This is a genomic window from Hwanghaeella sp. (assembly GCF_965227365.1).
GTDB lineage: Bacteria > Pseudomonadota > Alphaproteobacteria > UBA8366 > Aestuariispiraceae > Hwanghaeella.
In genome coordinates this window covers 4,584,465-4,600,776 of record NZ_OZ245754.1, presented here as the reverse complement: position 1 = coordinate 4,600,776, position 16,312 = coordinate 4,584,465, and the positions used below count along the sequence as shown (strand labels likewise).

At 61.5% G+C, this 16,312-nt stretch carries 12 protein-coding genes; 10 read left to right on the top strand and 2 right to left on the bottom strand.

What is annotated here, in order from left to right; translation table 11 throughout:
* Positions 1–160: 160 nt before the first annotated feature.
* The 4 genes from ACQK2G_RS21005 to ACQK2G_RS20990 are packed head-to-tail and all read left to right on the top strand — an operon-like array spanning position 161 to position 4,767.
* Positions 161–1,756: a sugar ABC transporter ATP-binding protein gene (locus ACQK2G_RS21005; RefSeq protein WP_425406992.1), complete on the top strand. Its 1,596-nt coding sequence runs from the start codon at positions 161–163 to the stop codon at positions 1,754–1,756.
* The gene (locus ACQK2G_RS21000) at positions 1,753–2,811 is read left to right on the top strand and encodes an ABC transporter permease (protein WP_425406991.1); all 1,059 of its coding nucleotides are present in this window, start codon (positions 1,753–1,755) and stop codon (positions 2,809–2,811) included. The genes ACQK2G_RS21005 and ACQK2G_RS21000 overlap by 4 nt, the downstream gene beginning before the upstream one ends.
* Before the next feature lie 11 nt (positions 2,812–2,822).
* Positions 2,823–3,806 carry an ABC transporter permease gene (locus ACQK2G_RS20995; protein WP_425406990.1) on the top strand — a complete coding sequence of 328 codons (984 nt, stop codon included), beginning with the start codon at positions 2,823–2,825 and terminating at the stop codon, positions 3,804–3,806.
* A 43-nt stretch (positions 3,807–3,849) separates the two neighbouring features.
* Positions 3,850–4,767 carry an SMP-30/gluconolactonase/LRE family protein gene (locus tag ACQK2G_RS20990; RefSeq protein WP_425406989.1) on the top strand — a complete coding sequence of 306 codons (918 nt, stop codon included), beginning with the start codon at positions 3,850–3,852 and terminating at the stop codon, positions 4,765–4,767.
* A gap of 49 nt (positions 4,768–4,816) precedes the next feature.
* Here the strand turns inward: ACQK2G_RS20990 and ACQK2G_RS20985 are convergent, their stop codons facing one another.
* Complete coding sequence (locus ACQK2G_RS20985; protein WP_425406988.1) at positions 4,817–5,008, bottom strand: helix-turn-helix domain-containing protein; 192 nt, start codon at positions 5,006–5,008, stop codon at positions 4,817–4,819.
* A gap of 60 nt (positions 5,009–5,068) precedes the next feature.
* On the opposite strand from ACQK2G_RS20985, the gene ACQK2G_RS20980 reads away from it, so the two are divergent.
* Together ACQK2G_RS20980 and ACQK2G_RS20975 are read left to right on the top strand one after the other, a co-directional pair.
* Positions 5,069–6,130 (top strand): sodium-dependent bicarbonate transport family permease, encoded by a 1,062-nt coding sequence (locus ACQK2G_RS20980; RefSeq protein ID WP_425406987.1) that lies wholly within the window; start codon positions 5,069–5,071, stop codon positions 6,128–6,130.
* Between the two features lie 10 nt (positions 6,131–6,140).
* Complete coding sequence (locus ACQK2G_RS20975; RefSeq protein WP_425406986.1) at positions 6,141–6,461, top strand: DUF190 domain-containing protein; 321 nt, start codon at positions 6,141–6,143, stop codon at positions 6,459–6,461.
* Between the two features lie 40 nt (positions 6,462–6,501).
* Here the strand turns inward: ACQK2G_RS20975 and ACQK2G_RS20970 are convergent, their stop codons facing one another.
* The gene (locus ACQK2G_RS20970) at positions 6,502–7,992 is read right to left on the bottom strand and encodes a tryptophan halogenase family protein (RefSeq protein ID WP_425406985.1); all 1,491 of its coding nucleotides are present in this window, start codon (positions 7,990–7,992) and stop codon (positions 6,502–6,504) included.
* 185 nt (positions 7,993–8,177) lie between these two features.
* Here ACQK2G_RS20970 and ACQK2G_RS20965 point away from each other — a divergent pair, with 185 nt between their 5' ends.
* The 4 genes from ACQK2G_RS20965 to ACQK2G_RS20950 all read left to right on the top strand — a co-directional run bounded on the left by ACQK2G_RS20965 (position 8,178) and on the right by ACQK2G_RS20950 (position 16,293).
* Positions 8,178–9,209 (top strand): ArsJ-associated glyceraldehyde-3-phosphate dehydrogenase, encoded by a 1,032-nt coding sequence (locus tag ACQK2G_RS20965; RefSeq protein ID WP_425406984.1) that lies wholly within the window; start codon positions 8,178–8,180, stop codon positions 9,207–9,209.
* A gap of 29 nt (positions 9,210–9,238) precedes the next feature.
* Positions 9,239–10,471: an organoarsenical effux MFS transporter ArsJ gene (gene arsJ / locus ACQK2G_RS20960; RefSeq protein ID WP_425406983.1), complete on the top strand. Its 1,233-nt coding sequence runs from the start codon at positions 9,239–9,241 to the stop codon at positions 10,469–10,471.
* 112 nt (positions 10,472–10,583) lie between these two features.
* Positions 10,584–11,249 (top strand): peroxiredoxin, encoded by a 666-nt coding sequence (locus ACQK2G_RS20955; RefSeq protein WP_425406982.1) that lies wholly within the window; start codon positions 10,584–10,586, stop codon positions 11,247–11,249.
* 205 nt (positions 11,250–11,454) lie between these two features.
* Positions 11,455–16,293, top strand: coding sequence for an NAD-glutamate dehydrogenase (locus ACQK2G_RS20950; RefSeq protein ID WP_425406981.1), 4,839 nt, complete (start codon positions 11,455–11,457; stop codon positions 16,291–16,293).
* The last annotated feature ends 19 nt before the right edge of the window (positions 16,294–16,312 follow it).

Below are 16,312 nucleotides of genomic sequence, written 5' to 3'. Positions count from 1 at the left end.
GGGGCGGGTATCGGTTTCGCGCGGCGGGCCTGCCGCGCAGCAATCCGGTACCCGATACGGGAGCGGCGCGTTCCGGTAACTCGGAACGCGCCTGTTCCTGTCTTTGGTTTAGCTTCTATACCCGGCCAGCCGGCCGCGGGTCCCTTCACTGGGGGTCAAGATGCGGAACGAAAACGAAAAGAAGCGGACGAAACCGACCGCACATCAGCCGCCGCACGTGGTGCTGACAGGTATTTCCAAGCGGTATGGCGGGGTCACCGCGCTTGATGACGTGGAGTTCGCCTGTTCCCGCGGGTCGATCCACGCCGTCCTCGGCGAGAACGGGGCCGGCAAGTCGACGCTGATCAAGATCATGTCCGGCGTCGTGCAGCCGGATGCGGGTCAGATGATGATCGCCGGCCAACCGGTCACTTTCCCGAACCCGGCCTCGGCCAATGCCGCCGGCGTGGTCTGCATCTTCCAGGAATTGTCGTTGATGCAGGACCTGTCGGTCGCGGACAATATTTCCATCGCAGATCCGCCGCGGCGGTTCGGATTGATCGACGCCAAGGCCCAGCGCCGGCGCGCCGAGGAAGTCCTGGCCAGTATCGGCTGCGAGGACGTAAACCCGTTGAGCCGCATCCGTGACCTGCCACTGTCACGCCGGCAGATGGTCGAAATCGGCAAGGCGCTGACCAAGAACCCGTCGGTATTGATTTTGGACGAGGCGACATCCGCGCTGACGGCGGCCGATGTCGAAAAGGTCTTCGATATCCTGCATCGGCTGCGGGATCAGGGCATTTCGATCCTGACGATTTCCCATCGCATGCATGAGATCGAAGCCATCGCCGATATGTGTTCCGTCTTTCGGAACGGCCGTCACATCGAATCCTTCGTCGAAGGGACCCGGACAAACGCGGAAATCGTTCAGATGATGATCGGCCGCGAGATCACCGCGCATTTCCCGCCCAAACACGACCGGCCGCAAACGGAACCGGTTCTGGAAACGCGCGGCTTGAACTGGGAAGGCCGGCTGACGGATATCGACCTTACCGTCCGCCGCGGTGAGATCGTCGGCCTGGGCGGTCTGGACGGCCAGGGTCAGAAGGAGTTGCTGCTCGGCCTGGCCGGCGTCCTCAAGGGTGTCTCGGGCGAGGTGCTGATCAACGGGAAGAAGACCGCCATTTCCTCGCCGGAAGCGGCTAAGGGAAAGGGCGCGGAAATCGCGTTGATCCCGGAGGACCGCAAGACCGAAGGCCTGATGCTGGCCATGTCCATCGCGGACAATCTCACAGCGGCCTCGCTGGACCGGTATTCGCGCTGGCAGCTGCTGGATACCGGCGCGCTGACCGAGGCTGTCCGGTCCGGTATCGACCGCATGCAGATCAAGGTCGGCTCACCGGACGATCCGGTCTCCACCCTTTCCGGCGGCAACCAGCAGAAGGTCGTGATCGCGAAATGGCTGCTGACGGATCCCAAGATCATCCTGCTCAACGATCCGACGCGCGGCATCGACGTCGGCACCAAGCAGGAGATTTACCGATTGCTGCGGGAGCTGGCCGATAACGGGGCTTCGATCCTGTTCTATTCGACCGATTATGAGGAATTGATCGGTTGCTGCGACCGGGTCGACGTCATGTATGACGGCAGGATCGTCCGCGAATTGCTCGGCGATGACATCAACGAGCACGAAATCATCGCCAGTGCCCTCAATATCGAAGGCAGGGACGTGCCGGAATTCCTGGCGGGATCGGATGCAAAGGGGGGCGCAGCGTGAAGAACCGAACCACCTTGTCGGATCTGAAGATCCGAGCTTCCCAGAATGTCGGTCTGCTGACCGCCATCGCCCTCTTCGCGGTCTTTTATATCTTCTACAATCTCAACCATCCGCGCGGGTTTTCCACCGCCGTCCTGATCCAGAACTCGAACGAGGTTTATGCGCTGGCCATGGTGGCCATGGCACAGACCCTTCCGGTCCTGCTCGGCGGGCTGGATCTGTCGGTCGGGGCCGTCATGACGCTGGTGAACACGATGGCTAGCCATGTCATGAACGGCACGCCGTTCGAGATGTTCCTGGGGTTCCTGGCCTGCGTCGCGACGGGGGCGGCCTGTGGTTTCGTGAACGGCTGCGTCGTCGTTTACGGTCGTTTGCAACCGATCATCGCCACCCTGGCGACGGGGGCCGTCTATATCGGCCTGGCGCTGTTCCTGCGCCCGACGCCGGGCGGGGACGTGGACGGGGACCTGTCCTGGGCGCTGACCAACGATCTGTTCGAAATCGCCGCCACGTATGGGTTTGCTGAGAATGGGGAGGCGGCCTGGTTCAAGCCCATCGCCTGGATTCCGACCCCATTGGTGCTGCTGATCCTGACGGCGGTGTTGATCTGGATGCCGTTCCGCCGGTCGGTTACCGGGCGCACGGTGTATGCCATCGGATCGGGCGAGGGTGCGGCCTTTATGTCCGGCCTGAATATCGACCGCGCCAAGATCGCCGCGTTCACGCTGGGTGGATTGTTCGCCGGTTTGGGCGGTTTGTACCTTGCGCTGCAGACATCCTCCGGCAACGCCGATATTCCCCAGGCCGGCGCCTATACGCTGAATTCCATCGCCGCGGTCGTGGTCGGCGGAACGTCGCTGCTGGGCGGGGTTGGAACCGCGGTCGGATCGATCTTCGGCGCCCTGGTGCTGCGCACGATTTCCTTCAATTTCCGGATCTTCGAGATTGATCCCCTGCTGCAGCCCCTGTTCGAGGGAATGGTTCTGCTGGCGGCGGTCAGTCTGGGCGCGTTGCGTGTCCTGAAGGTCAAGAACACGCTTGAGCTGTTTCGTTAGGGGGGCCGGGGATGAGCAATCTGGACACGGCGGAAACCAAACGCTTCGGGATCGGCATGACGCCGGAAAACAAGCCGATCGTCATCGCCTCCGGCTTCGTGCTGCTGATCCTGGCGATCGGCACGGCCTATACCTTGGCGACCCAGGGCACGGCGACGCTTCTCTCCCCCACCTATCTGTTGCAACAGCTACAGGTCGGGTCCTTTCTGGGCATTGTCGCAGCGGGCATGATGCTGGTCATCCTGCTCGGCCATATCGATCTTTCGGTGCCCTGGACCGTCGCGGCCTCGGCCATGATGGCGACCGCCGTCGGCGGGCCTGCCGCCATTCCGGTCGGCCTGTCGGTTGGGCTGATCGTCGGTATCGTGAACGGGTTCGGCGTCGCCTATCTGCGTATTCCGTCGATGATTTTCACACTCGGCGTCAACGCGGTGATGCGCGGCCTGATGGTCGCCCATACCGGCGGCTTCGCGCCCCAGACGGCCGCGACCGATTTGATGCAGTGGCTGGCGGTCGGCAAGGTTTTGGGCATTCCGGTCGCGATCCTGGTCTGGGCTGCCGTCTCGATCGGCATGACCCTGCTGCTGGGCCGCTCGGCTGTCGGAAAATCAATCTACATGATCGGCAACCGGGAAGCCGCCGCCTATCTGGCTGGCATTCCGACGCGGCGGGTGATCATCGCCGCCTTCGCCCTTTGCGGCATGGCCTCGGGCCTCGCCGGGACCTTGTTGGCGGGATATTCCACCAAGGCCTATCAGGGCATGGGCGATGCCTATCTGCTGCCCGCGATCGCCGCGGTCGTGATCGGCGGAACGCATATCCTGGGCGGCCGGGGCCGGTATCTGGGCACGGTCGTCGGCGTCATCCTGGTGGTGCTGCTCAATTCCGTCCTGTCGATCATGCAGCTTCCCGAGGCGGGCCGGCAGGTGATCTATGGCTGCGTCATCATCCTGATGCTGCTGGTCTATGGGCGCGGTCAGAAAGTGACGCAATAGCAACGAACGCAGTATTCAGAATTCCTGAATTGGGGGGTCGACCGTGATTACCGATACATTCGAAGTGCTCGACAAGCGCTTCATCAAATTCGTGCAGGGCAATGTGCACAAGGAAGTGCTGTATACCGGAACGCGATGGGCGGAGGGCCCGGCCTATTTTCCCGCCGGCAGATACCTGATCTGGTCCGATATCCCGAACAACCGGTTGATGCGTTACGACGAAACCGATGGCTCGGTCTCCGTTTTTCAATCGCCCAGCAGGTATCAGAACGGCCATACGGTGGATCGACAGGGCCGGCTGGTTTCCTGCGAGCATCAGGGCCGCTGCATCAGCCGGATCGAACTGGACGGCACCACCACGGTCCTCGTCGACAACTATCAGGGCAAACGGTTGAATTCCCCCAACGACGTCGTCGTGAAGTCCGACGGTACGATCTGGTTCACCGACCCGACCTACGGCATTGACCATGAATACGAGGGCGATTTCGCGGAATCGGAACTGGGCGGGTCCTATGTGTTCCGGTTCGACCCCGCGACCGGGGACCTGCGGGTCGTCGCGGACGATTTCGTGAAGCCCAATGGCCTCGCCTTCTCGCCGGATGAAAGCATTCTCTACATTGCCGATACGGGCATGACCCATGTCGAGAACGGCCCGCAGCACATCCGAGCCTTCAAGGTCGAGGAAGACGGCAAGCTGTCGGGCGGGGATATCTTCGCCGAATGCACCTACGGCCTGTTCGACGGATTCCGGTTGGACGTGCATGGCAATATCTGGACATCGGCCGGGGATGGCGTCCATTGCTATACGCCCCAGGCAGAACTGATCGGCAAGATTCTGACGGGTGAGGTCGTGTCGAATGTCGAATTCGGCGGCATCAAGCGCAACCGCCTGTTCATCTGCGCGACGACGACCCTGCAGGCCGTCTACCTGCGCACCCAGGGCTTGCCGCGCTTCGGCTAGGCCGGCCCCTATCGGAAACCGGTATCTGCCGCCAGCTAAGGCCTACTCTCTACTGCCAATCGGCGGGCTTGTTGGCATGCGCGTTCAGAAAGGCTTCAAGGTCCTTCCTGGCGATCCGGTATTCGCGCCCGAATTTCACCGCACGCAAATCGTTGTCACGGATCCACGCGCGGATCGTGATTTCCTTTACCTTCAACAATTCGGCCACTTCGTGAACCGTGAGCATCGGAGATGACAGCATGCCCGCATTCTAAATCGCGCGGCCGGGTCGATTCAACGGTAAAGAAAGGTTTGACTTCTTTTGCATCGTTTTATATCGGTATGCATCGGTTTGACGATATCAAACTATGATTATGATTGTTTGACGAGAGTCTTTTCGAGGGGAGGGTTTGTTGGATTTTTCCTTGGCCGCGCAAAATCTGGTCTCGCCCCCGGTGCTATTTTTTGCCTTGGGGTTGTTGCCGCCCTGCTACGGTCGGATCTGGCCATCCCGGAAGCCATCGCCAAGGGGTTATCCCTCTATCTGATGCTGGCGATCGGCTTCAAGGGCGGTGTCGCGGCAAGCGAGCACGGCCTTGGCTGGGATCTCGCCATTCTGGTCGGGGCAGCGATGGCGCTCAGTTTCACGATCCCTCTGATCGCCTTTTTCCTATTGCGGTTGACCACGCGGATTTCCCGCATCGACGCGGCGGCCATCGCGGCGCATTACGGCTCCATCTCCATCGTCACCTTCATCGCCGCGACGGCGGTCGTCGAGGCGGCCGGGCTGACCTTCCCCGGCATCATGGTCGCCGCCGCCGCCGCGATGGAGGTGCCGGCGATCGCCAGCGCGCTGTTCCTGGCGCGCAGCGGCAGGACCGGGGAACAGGTGAGCACCGGACAGACATCGTGGCGAGAGGTCATGCTGAACGGGTCCGTGCTTCTGTTGGTCGGTGCCTTCGTCATCGGCATGGCCACCGGCAAGACGGGCTATGCGGACATCTCCCCCTTCATCGTCGATCCCTTCAAGGGCGTGCTCTGCCTGTTCCTGCTCGATATGGGCCTCGTCGCCGGTCGGGAATTGTGGCAGGTCCGCAAGGTGTTGAGCCCGGCCCTGCTGGCCTTCGGCCTCTACATGCCGCCGATCGGCGGGTTGTTGGGCGCGCTCATGGGCGGTCTTCTCGGCATCGGCCATGGCGGCACGGCCCTGCTGGCGGTGCTGTCTGCCAGCGCATCCTATATCGCGGTACCGGCGGCCATGCGACTGGCCCTGCCGGAAGCGAAACCGTCCCTCTATCTGACCCTTTCCCTCGCGGTGACCTTTCCGTTCAATCTGACGGTCGGCATTCCGATATACATCGCGCTGGCGGGTTGGCTGTCCTAGGATAAAGCTCATGGAAAATGTCACGACCTTCCCGAAAAAGCGCCTGTCGATCATCATCGAAGCGCCTTTCATGAAGCGGTTGTTGGGTATCCTGGATGACTTGGAGGTGCCCGGCTACACGGTTCTGCCGGCGTTGGCCGGGCGGGGTGCCAGCGGGCCGTGGAGCAGGGATTCGCTGTCTTCGGATGCCGGCCGCATGGTGCAGGTTCTTGTCGTGCTCGACGCGGAGCGTGTGCCCGACGTGCTGCGGGCCGTGCGGGCGGTCCTCGACCGGCAGATGGGGATCGTCAGCCTGTCAGATGTCGAAGTTCTGAGGCCGGAGCTCTTCTGACCGGACCGATGCGGCCCGGCGCCGGACGCGCCGCCTGCCGTCAGCGCGGGGCCAGTTCCTTCAACAGCGCATTGTGCGGCTTCATGTTCTTGCGCATGTCGACGGCGATCTTGGCGATGCGTGAGACGTCCGGGGCGCCGATCTGCGGCGGCGGGTTCTGCAGCTTCTTGGGCACCCAATCCATCCCGTACAGGATGAATTCATAGTTGATATGGGAGAAGAGCTGGATCTGGTCGACGAAATCCAGCCGGCTCGGCGGTTTTTGTTCCCACCGGGCCAGGTATTCCTTGATCCGGGGCGTCATGCGGCGCTCAGAAGAGGCCTCCCGCCAGAAAGGCTCGTCACGTTTCGACAGGACATAATGCAGGTTGATGAAGTCGATAGCTTCTTCATAGCGCTGTCCCATGCGTGTGTTGTAGATCTCCCGCGCCTTGTCCATTTCGCCCAGCCGCGGAAACAATTCCGCCAAATAGTCGACGCCTTCCTCGGCGAAGAAGATCCCGGTGGATTCCAGAGGTTCCAGGAAACCGGCCGACAGGCCGATGGCGATGCAGTTCTTGACCCAGGGCGTCTTGATCTTGCCCGTCGCAAATCGCAGCCGGCGTGCGGGAATGTCCTTGCAATGCGGCCCCTCGAAGGCGCGCAATTGGGCTTCCGCATCGTCGTCGGACAGGAATTCGCTGGAATAGACATAGCCGGTGCCGCGCCGGTCGCGCAGGCCGATGTCCCAGACCCAGCCCGACTGGATGGCGGTCGCCGAGGTATAGGGTCTGATCGTTTTCACCGGTTTGACGTCATAGGGGACGCGCATGGCGACCGCACGGTCGCATAACAGCCAATCTGAAACCCCCTGAAATTCCACACCCAGTGTCTTGCCGATCAGGATGCGTGCGAAACCGGTGCAGTCGATGAAAAGGTCGGCTTCGATCCGCTTGCCGGTCTTGGTCTTGATGGCGGCGATATCGCCGTTTTCCTTCTGCTCGACCTTGACCACGTCGTCGATCATGTGCTGGACGCCGCGCGGCTTTGAGAAATCCCGCAGCGCGTCCGCGAACCGTTCCGCGTCGAGGTGATAGGCATAGGCGATGGCGCCCTGGTAATCGGGATAGGCGCCGGTCTTCGGTCCCAGTCCTTCTTCGCAGAACTTGGTCTGCGGGGTGACGGTGTCCGCATATTTCACGGATCGATTGCTGGCCAGCCAGCGCAGGCCGCGATAATCGAAATTGAGCGCCGTCAGCCTGTCGAACGGGTGGTAATAGCTGTGCCCTTTTTCGACCCAGTCGTTGAAGCGGATCGCCTGTTTGAAGGTCGCGTCCGTCGCCTTCATGAAATCCACTTCACGCATGCCGATCCGGGCAAGCGTGCGCTTGATCGTCGGGATGGTCGCTTCACCGACGCCGATGCGGCCGACCGCTTCGGATTCTATCAGGGCAATCTGGGCATTCTGTTGCTGAGGTGTATTCAGGGAGGCGTTCAAATAGGCAGCTGTTATCCATCCGGCGGAGCCGCCACCGACCACAAGAACACGCATTGCACCTACCCTGTTTTCGTTAGGCTTTTTCGACTTTCGCGCAGTATGCCCAGCCTTCCCCGGCAATTCAAACATGCTGGGCGTTTGCGAAGGTTTTATGACAGGACCGGGTCGGAGATTGACCCGGTGGCGGGCGGGTATTATCCGCGCCTCATGGGACGATCCTGTCCTGGAGGGAATGTGACATGCCGTTGCGTGTTGGGATCAATGGTTTCGGCCGTATGGGCCGGCTGGCGATGCGGGCCGGTTGGGGCCGCGATGACATTCAATTCGTCCATGTCAACGAACCGAAGGGCGGCCCTGACTGCGCCGCGCATCTGCTGGAATTCGACACCGTCCATGGCCGCTGGAACCATGCGTCGGAGACGGCCGAAGGCGGGCTGGTCGTCGACGGTCGGCGGATTTCCTTTTCCGAGGCATCGGCACCGGGTGATGTCGACTGGACCGGGGTGGACCTTGTGCTGGAATGCTCCGGCAAGTTCCGGACGACGGAACTGCTGCGGCCCTATCTCGATGCCGGCGTCGGCACCGTCATCGTCGCCGCCCCGGTGAAGACGGACGGTGCATTGAACCTCGTCTACGGGGTCAATCACGACCTGTACGACCCGTCGAAGCACCGCATCCTGACGGCCGCCTCCTGCACAACGAACTGCCTGGCGCCGGTGGTGAAGGTCGTGCACGAGGCCCTGGGTATCGAACACGGCTCGATCACCACCATTCACGACGTGACGAACACGCAGGTCATGGTCGATGCCCCGCATAAGGATCTGCGCCGGGCGCGCTCGGGCCTGAATTCCCTGATCCCGACAACGACCGGTTCGGCCACCGCGATCACGCAGATCTATCCGGAACTGGCCGGCAAACTGAACGGCCACGCGGTGCGCGTGCCCTTGCTGAACGCAAGCTTGACCGATTGTGTCTTCGAGCTCGCGCGGGACACCACCGCCGAAGAAGTGAACGCGCTGTTCAAGGCCGCCGCGGAAGGACCGCTTGCCGGGATCCTGGGTTTCGAGCATCGCCCCCTCGTATCCGCCGACTATTTGAACGACCCCAGATCCAGTATCGTGGACGGGCCCGCGACCATGGTTGTCGACGGCAGGCAGTTGAAGGTTTTCGCCTGGTACGACAACGAGTGGGGCTATGTGAACAGAATGATCGATATCGCCGCCATGGTCGCCGCCACGGTCTCCCCCATGGTCTCCCTCGGGCGCGGTTGATCCTTCGGCGCTGACGAAACGGAACCCGAATGTCCGACACCCGCAACTACGCCGCCGTGACGGCCGCCTATTGGGGTTTCACCCTGACCGACGGCGCGTTGCGCATGCTGGTTCTGCTGCATTTCCACCGGCTGGGTTTCTCGCCGATCGACCTCGCCTTCCTGTTCCTGCTCTACGAGGCGATGGGCATCATTACCAATTTCCTGGGCGGCTGGATCGGCGCGCGTTACGGCTTGCGCATCACACTGTATGCCGGGCTGGCGATCCAGGTCGCGGCCCTGGTCATGCTGTCGCTGGTGAACCCCGCCTGGGCCCTGCCGCTTTCCGTCGCCTATGTCATGGGTGCGCAGGCCTTGAGCGGTATCGCCAAGGACCTCACCAAAATGAGTTCCAAGAGCGCCGTGAAACTCGTGGTCAAGCAGGATGAAGGCGGCGGGCACTCACTGTTGTTCCATTGGGTCGCGCTGCTGACCGGGTCGAAGAACGCGCTGAAGGGCGTGGGCTTCTTCCTGGGCGGGTTTCTTTTGGAAGGCCTGGGCTTCCAACCGTCCCTGTGGCTGATGGCTGGCTGCCTCGCCGTTGTTCTGGCCGCCGCGCTCGGTTTTGTGCGTGCCGATCTCGGCAAGGCGAAAGCGGCGATCGCCAAGCGCGATCTTTTCGCGAAAACCAAGGCCATCAATTTGCTGTCTCTTGCCCGGATTTTCCTGTTCGCCAGCCGCGATGTCTGGTTCGTCGTCGGCGTGCCGATCTTCCTCTATGAGCAATTGGGCTGGTCCTTTGACGAAGTCGGCACCTTCATGGCCGCCTGGGTCGTCGGTTACGGCATCGTCCAGGCCGCCGCGCCCCGATTTTCAGGCCGCGCCGGCGGTCCTGCCGGCGCTACCGTCGCCGCCAGGTGGTGGGGGTTGGTGTTGGCGCTGCTGCCCGCCGCCATCGTCTGGGGGCTGGGACAGCAGGACCTGCCCGGCCCCGTCGTGCTCGTCGCGGGGCTCTTCGCTTTCGGCGCGGTCTTCGCGGTGAACTCCTCCCTGCACTCCTATCTGATCGTCGCCTTTTCCGACCACGACAAGGTGGCCTTGAATGTGGGTTTCTATTACATGGCCAATGCGATCGGCCGGTTCGCGGGGACCCTGCTGTCCGGGCTGATCTATCAACTGGCCGGGCTGGAGGCATGTCTGCTGGCGTCTTCCGGGATGGTTGCGGTCGCCGCCTTGACGGTGTTCTTGATCCCGTCTGACCGCAAGATATCGCCAGTTGTGTGACAAAATGTCCTTCGGAATATCCTAATTAGCACAGATAAAACAGCGCCCTTATAGTAAGCGCCAATGGCGCGGACTTGCATGATCTTGCGCCTCTCAGGGGAAGGGAGCGGTCATGACAGTGCGCATCAATGACATCGTGCCTGACTTCAAGGCGGAGACGACGGATGGGCCGATCGATTTCTACGACTGGGCCGGGAACGGCTGGATCGTGCTGTTCTCCCATCCCAAGGATTTCACCCCGGTCTGCACGACCGAGCTCGGCCGTCTCGCCCAACTGTTTCCCGAGTTCACGGCCCGGAATTGCAAAATCATCGGGCTCAGTGTCGATACGGTCGCGGACCACCTGCGCTGGAAACCCGATATCGAGAAAGTTGCAGGCGTCCCGCTTCCCTACCCCCTTATCGCGGATCAGGATCTGCGACTTGCCAAATCGCTGGGCATGCTGCCGGCCGATGCCGGGGCGACGTCGAAGGAACGGACGGAAACGAACAACGCTACCGTCCGGTCGGTCTTCGTCATCGGGCCGGACAAACGCATTCGCATGATGCAGACCTATCCGATGAATACGGGTCGGAATTTCGACGAGACCCTGCGGGTTCTGGATGCCCTGCAACTGAGTGAGAAGCATGACGTCGCCACGCCCGTGGATTGGCGTCGGGGCGATGACGTCATCATTCCCCATTCCCTGACCGAAGACGAGGCGAAGCGCCGTTATCCGAACGGCTGGCGCGCGGTCACCCCCTATCTGCGATACATCGCCGATCCGACGGAATCCTGATTCCCTTCCCGCACCGGTGTTTCCCGCCGGGTGTCAGAAAATCGACATCGCCCGAATGTTAGGGAGTACTTTGTGCTTTACCTGATTACGGCTAGTCTACGGTCAATATTGGAAGAATTCACGCTTCCGGCCCCGTCGCGCCGCTCGGGCGTTTCAAATCGGGCACCAATAATGGGACGGGGCCAAACGGGTAGGGAGAAAACCCATGTCGCAGCGGATGGAAGCTCTCAAACAGGAACTGCTTGAGAAGATCCACCAACTGATCGATCACCGCATGTCCGGGGACAAAGCCACCTGCGCGCGCAACTTCGTCGATCATTATTACCGGCATGTGCCGCCCGAGGACATGCACGGCCAGGAGCCGGAAGATCTGTACGGGGCGGCGCTCTCCCTCTGGACTTTCGGACAGGAACGCGCCGCGGGCGAAGTGAAGGTCCGGGTCTACAATCCGCGTTTCGAAAAGCACGGCTGGCATTCGACGCATACGGTCATCGAGATCATCAACGACGACATGCCCTTCCTGGTCGATTCGGTCGGGATCGAAATGGCGCGTCAGAACATCACCGCGCACCTCATCATCCATCCGGTTTTCGGCGTCGACCGCGACGACAAGGGCAAGGCGATCGACTTTCCGCTGCATGACAAACGGCCGGAAGGACTGAATGACGAAAGCTTCATGCATATCGAGGTGGACGAGCAAAGCTCCGCCACCGCGCTGAAGGCGATCGAGGAGGGTATCCGCGCCGTCCTCGACGATGTGCGGCTTTGTGTCCAAGACTGGCGCACGATGCGGGCAAAGACGCTGGAGATCATCGCGGACCTGAAAAAGGAGCCGCCGAAACATCTCGATAAATCGGTCGTGAAGGAGGCCTGCGAATTCCTGCAATGGGTCCATGACGACCACTACACCTTCATGGGGTTCCGCGAAGTGGACTATGCCGGGTCCGGCAAGTCCGCGCGGCTGGAAGTGCTGCCGGAAAGCGGCCTCGGCATTCTGCGCGACACGGAACGCTCGGTCTTCGATGCGTTGCGGGAACTGGGCAAGATGCCGAAAACCGTACAGGAGGAACTGTATCGCCCGGATCTGATCCGCATCACCAAGGGCAACCACCGCTCCACGGTCCACCGCCGCGTCCATCTGGACACGATCGCGATTCGGAAATTCGACGCCAAGGGCAAGCCCGTCGGCGAATATCTGTTCGTCGGTCTGCTGACCAGCGTCGCCTACAACCAGTCGCCGCGGGAAATTCCCCTGCTGCGGTCCAAGGTGGACGAGGTCTTCAAGCTTGCCGGGTTTGAACCGTCCAGCCATAGCGGCAAGGCGATCATGCATATCCTGGAAAGCTACCCGCGGGATGAGCTGTTCCAGATCGACGTGGAACGGCTGGCCGAGATCACGCTGGGCATCAATTATCTGCAGGAAAGGCAACGAATCTCCCTGTTCCTGCGCCGCGATCCGTTCCAGCGCTACATGTCGGCCCTGGTTTACGTGCCGCGCGACCGGTTCTCGTCCAGTCTGCGCGAAAGGCTGGGAGAGATTCTGTCCAAGAACCTCAACGGGTCCGTCGCCGCCCATTACACCTTCATGACCGACGAGGTCCTGACCCGGGTTCATTTCATCATCAGAACGAATCCGGGCGACATCCCCGATTTCGACGAGAAGGAGATCGAGGCCCGCTTGATCGACGCGGGCCGGACCTGGGGTGACAAGCTGCGCCAGGCCCTGATCGAAAGCTGGGGCGAGGAACGCGGCCTGACGCTGTACCGGAAATACGGCACCGGCTTCCCGTCGGCCTATCGTGAACGCTTCAACGCGCAATCCGCCGTTTTCGACATCAACCAGATCGAGGAAGCGCTGGATGGCGGTGAGATCCGGGTGAACCTGTATCACCCGCTGGAATCGGACCCGCATCAGCTTCGCTTCAAACTTTATCATGTCGGGCGGCCGGTGGTTCTCTCCACCGTCATGCCGATGATGGAGAATATGGGCGTAAAGGTGATGGAGGAGGCCCCGTTCGACCTGGGAGTCACCGTCGACGAGGGCGAGGCGCCCCATGTCTTCATACATGATTTCGGTCTCGAAACGTCTGACGGAGAAGCGGTCGATCACACCGCGATCCGCGAAGCCTTCCATGAAAGCTTCGTCCGTGTCTGGCGCGGCGAGGTGGAAAATGACGGATTCAACCGCCTGGTTCTTTCCGCCGGACTGTCCTGGCGCGACGTCGTGGTGCTGCGCGCCTATTCGAAATATCTACGCCAAGCCTCCATACCGTTCAGCCAGGACTATATGGAACAGACGCTGGCCCGGAATGCCGGCATCACGCGTCGCCTGGCCGAATTGTTCAACATCCGCTTCGATCCCGACCATGCCGGGGAGCGGGATGTTCAGGAAAAGGCCTGTATCGCGGATATCAAGGAACGGCTTGACAAGGTGGAGAACCTGGATGAGGACCGCATCGTACGCCGCTTCCTGAACCTGATCCAATCGACGCTGCGAACCAATTTCTATCAAATGGGCGCAGATGGCGAACCGAAGAGTTATGTCTCGCTGAAGTTCGATGCCCGGAATATTCAGGAACTGCCGGCCCCGGCGCCCTTGCGGGAGATCTTCGTCTATTCCTCGCGGTTCGAGGCAGTGCATCTGCGCTTTGGCCTGGTCGCGCGCGGGGGCTTGCGCTGGTCCGACCGGCGGGAGGATTTCCGCACCGAGGTGCTGGGCCTGGTGAAGGCGCAGCAGGTGAAGAACGCGGTCATCGTGCCGGTCGGGTCGAAGGGCGGCTTCGTACTGAAGAAAGCGCCGCCAATGAGCGACCGAAAGGCCTATCTGGAAGAAGGCATCGCCTGCTACCGGCTGTTCATTTCCGGCATGTTGGACATCACCGACAATCTTTCGTCGGATGGGGTGATCGAACCGGACCGCGTGGTCGCCAAGGATCCGCACGATCCCTATCTGGTGGTCGCGGCGGACAAGGGCACGGCGACCTTCTCCGATTTCGCCAACCAGGTCAGTCAGGATTACGGCTTCTGGCTTGGCGACGCCTTCGCGTCGGGTGGTTCGGCGGGGTACGACCACAAGAAGATGGGCATCACCGCCCGGGGCGCCTGGGAATCGGTTAAGCGCCATTTCCGGGAAATGGGCCACGATACGCAGACCCAGGACTTCACCGTCATCGGCGTCGGCGATATGGGGGGCGACGTCTTCGGCAACGGCATGCTGCTGTCGGAACATATCCGCCTCGTCGCCGCCTTCAATCATCTGCACATCTTCATCGACCCGAACCCGAACGCGGCGAAAACCTTCCAGGAACGCAAGCGCCTGTTCGACGCGGTGAAGGGATGGGGCGATTACGACAAGTCGCTGATTTCGAAGGGCGGCGGCATTTTCGAACGCTCCGTGAAGTCGATCGACCTGACCCCGGAAATCAAGCAACTGACGGGGCTGACGGAAGACGCCGTTCCGCCCACCAAGCTGATCAACGCGCTGTTGAAGGCGCAGGTCGACCTGCTGTGGTTCGGCGGCATCGGCACCTATGTGAAGTCACATCATGAATCCAATGCCGATGCAGGCGACCGCGCCAATGACGCGATCCGCGTCAATGCGGAGGATTTGAACTGCAAGGTCATGGGCGAGGGCGCCAATCTGGGCATCACCCAGCGCGGCCGCATCGAATTCGCCCAGAACGGCGGCCGCTGTAACACGGATGCGATCGACAATTCTGCCGGCGTCGACTGTTCCGATCATGAGGTCAATATCAAGATCCTGCTGGGCGATGTGGTGGCCCGCGGCGACATGACCGAAAAACAGCGCAATACGCTGTTGGAGGCGATGACCGACGATGTGGCGCGGCTGGTCCTGCGCGACAACTATCAGCAGACCCAGTCGATCAGCGTGATCGAAAGCCGGGCGCCGCAATCGCTGGACCGGCATCAGAGGACCATGCGGTCGCTGGAACGCGCGGGCCATCTGGACCGGGCGTTGGAATTCCTGCCGGATGACGAGGAAATCGCCGACCGATTGCAGGCCCGCAAGGGGCTGACCCGGCCGGAACTCTCCGTCCTGTTGGCCTATACCAAGAACGTAACCTATCAGGAGCTGCTGGAATCCGATCTGCCTGACGATTCCGTGCTGTCCGAGGATCTGGTGCGCTATTTCCCGCCGGTCCTGAACGAGCGCCATGCGGAAAACGTGCAGAACCACCGCCTGCGTCGGGAAATCATCGCCACATCGGTGACGAATTCCATGCTGAACCGCACCGGGCCAGGTTTCATTACGGAATTGAAACAAAGGACCGGCATGTCGGCGCCGGAAATCGCGCGGGCCTATACCATTGTGCGGGATGTCTTCGACCTGCGCAGCCTGTGGCAGCGGATCGAGGCGCTGGACAATATCGCCAGCAGCGCGGCGCAGACCGCCATGTTGCACGAAACCAGCCGCACGGTGGAGCGCATGACCGAGTGGTTCCTGCGCAACGAGGCGCATCCGCTGGATATCCGCAGCAATATCGAAACCTACAAGACCGGCGTGCGGGAGCTTGGCTCCAACCTGCCCGTCATTCTGGGCGATGTCGCCCTTGCCGCCATGCGGGAACGGGCCGGGCGCTTCAAGTCGGACGGCGTGCCGGACGACCTCGCCGCCGCGGTCGGGCAGTTGAAGGTTCTCTCTTCCGCCTGCGACGTGGTGCGCCTTGCCGGGCCGCCGAACCTGCCGGTGCTGGACACGGCCATCGTCTATTCCCGGATCGGCACCCGCTTCGGGCTCGATTGGCTGCGCTCCGCCGCCAACCGCATTCCGGCCGATACCCAGTGGTACCGGCTGGCGCTCGGCGCGATGATCGATGACCTCTGGGGGCTGCAGTCGGAAATCACCGCCCGCGTCCTCAGCGACGGCAAGGCGGACGAGGCCGCGGTACAGGCCTGGACCGGCACGCGACAGGAAGCGGTCGAAAGGGTGGACATGCTGCTCGGCGAACTGGAACAATTACCGCAGTTGGACCTTGCCATGTTGGCCGTGGTGGGGCGCGAACTACGCAATCTCGTCAACTAGTCATTATTTCCGTTTTTCA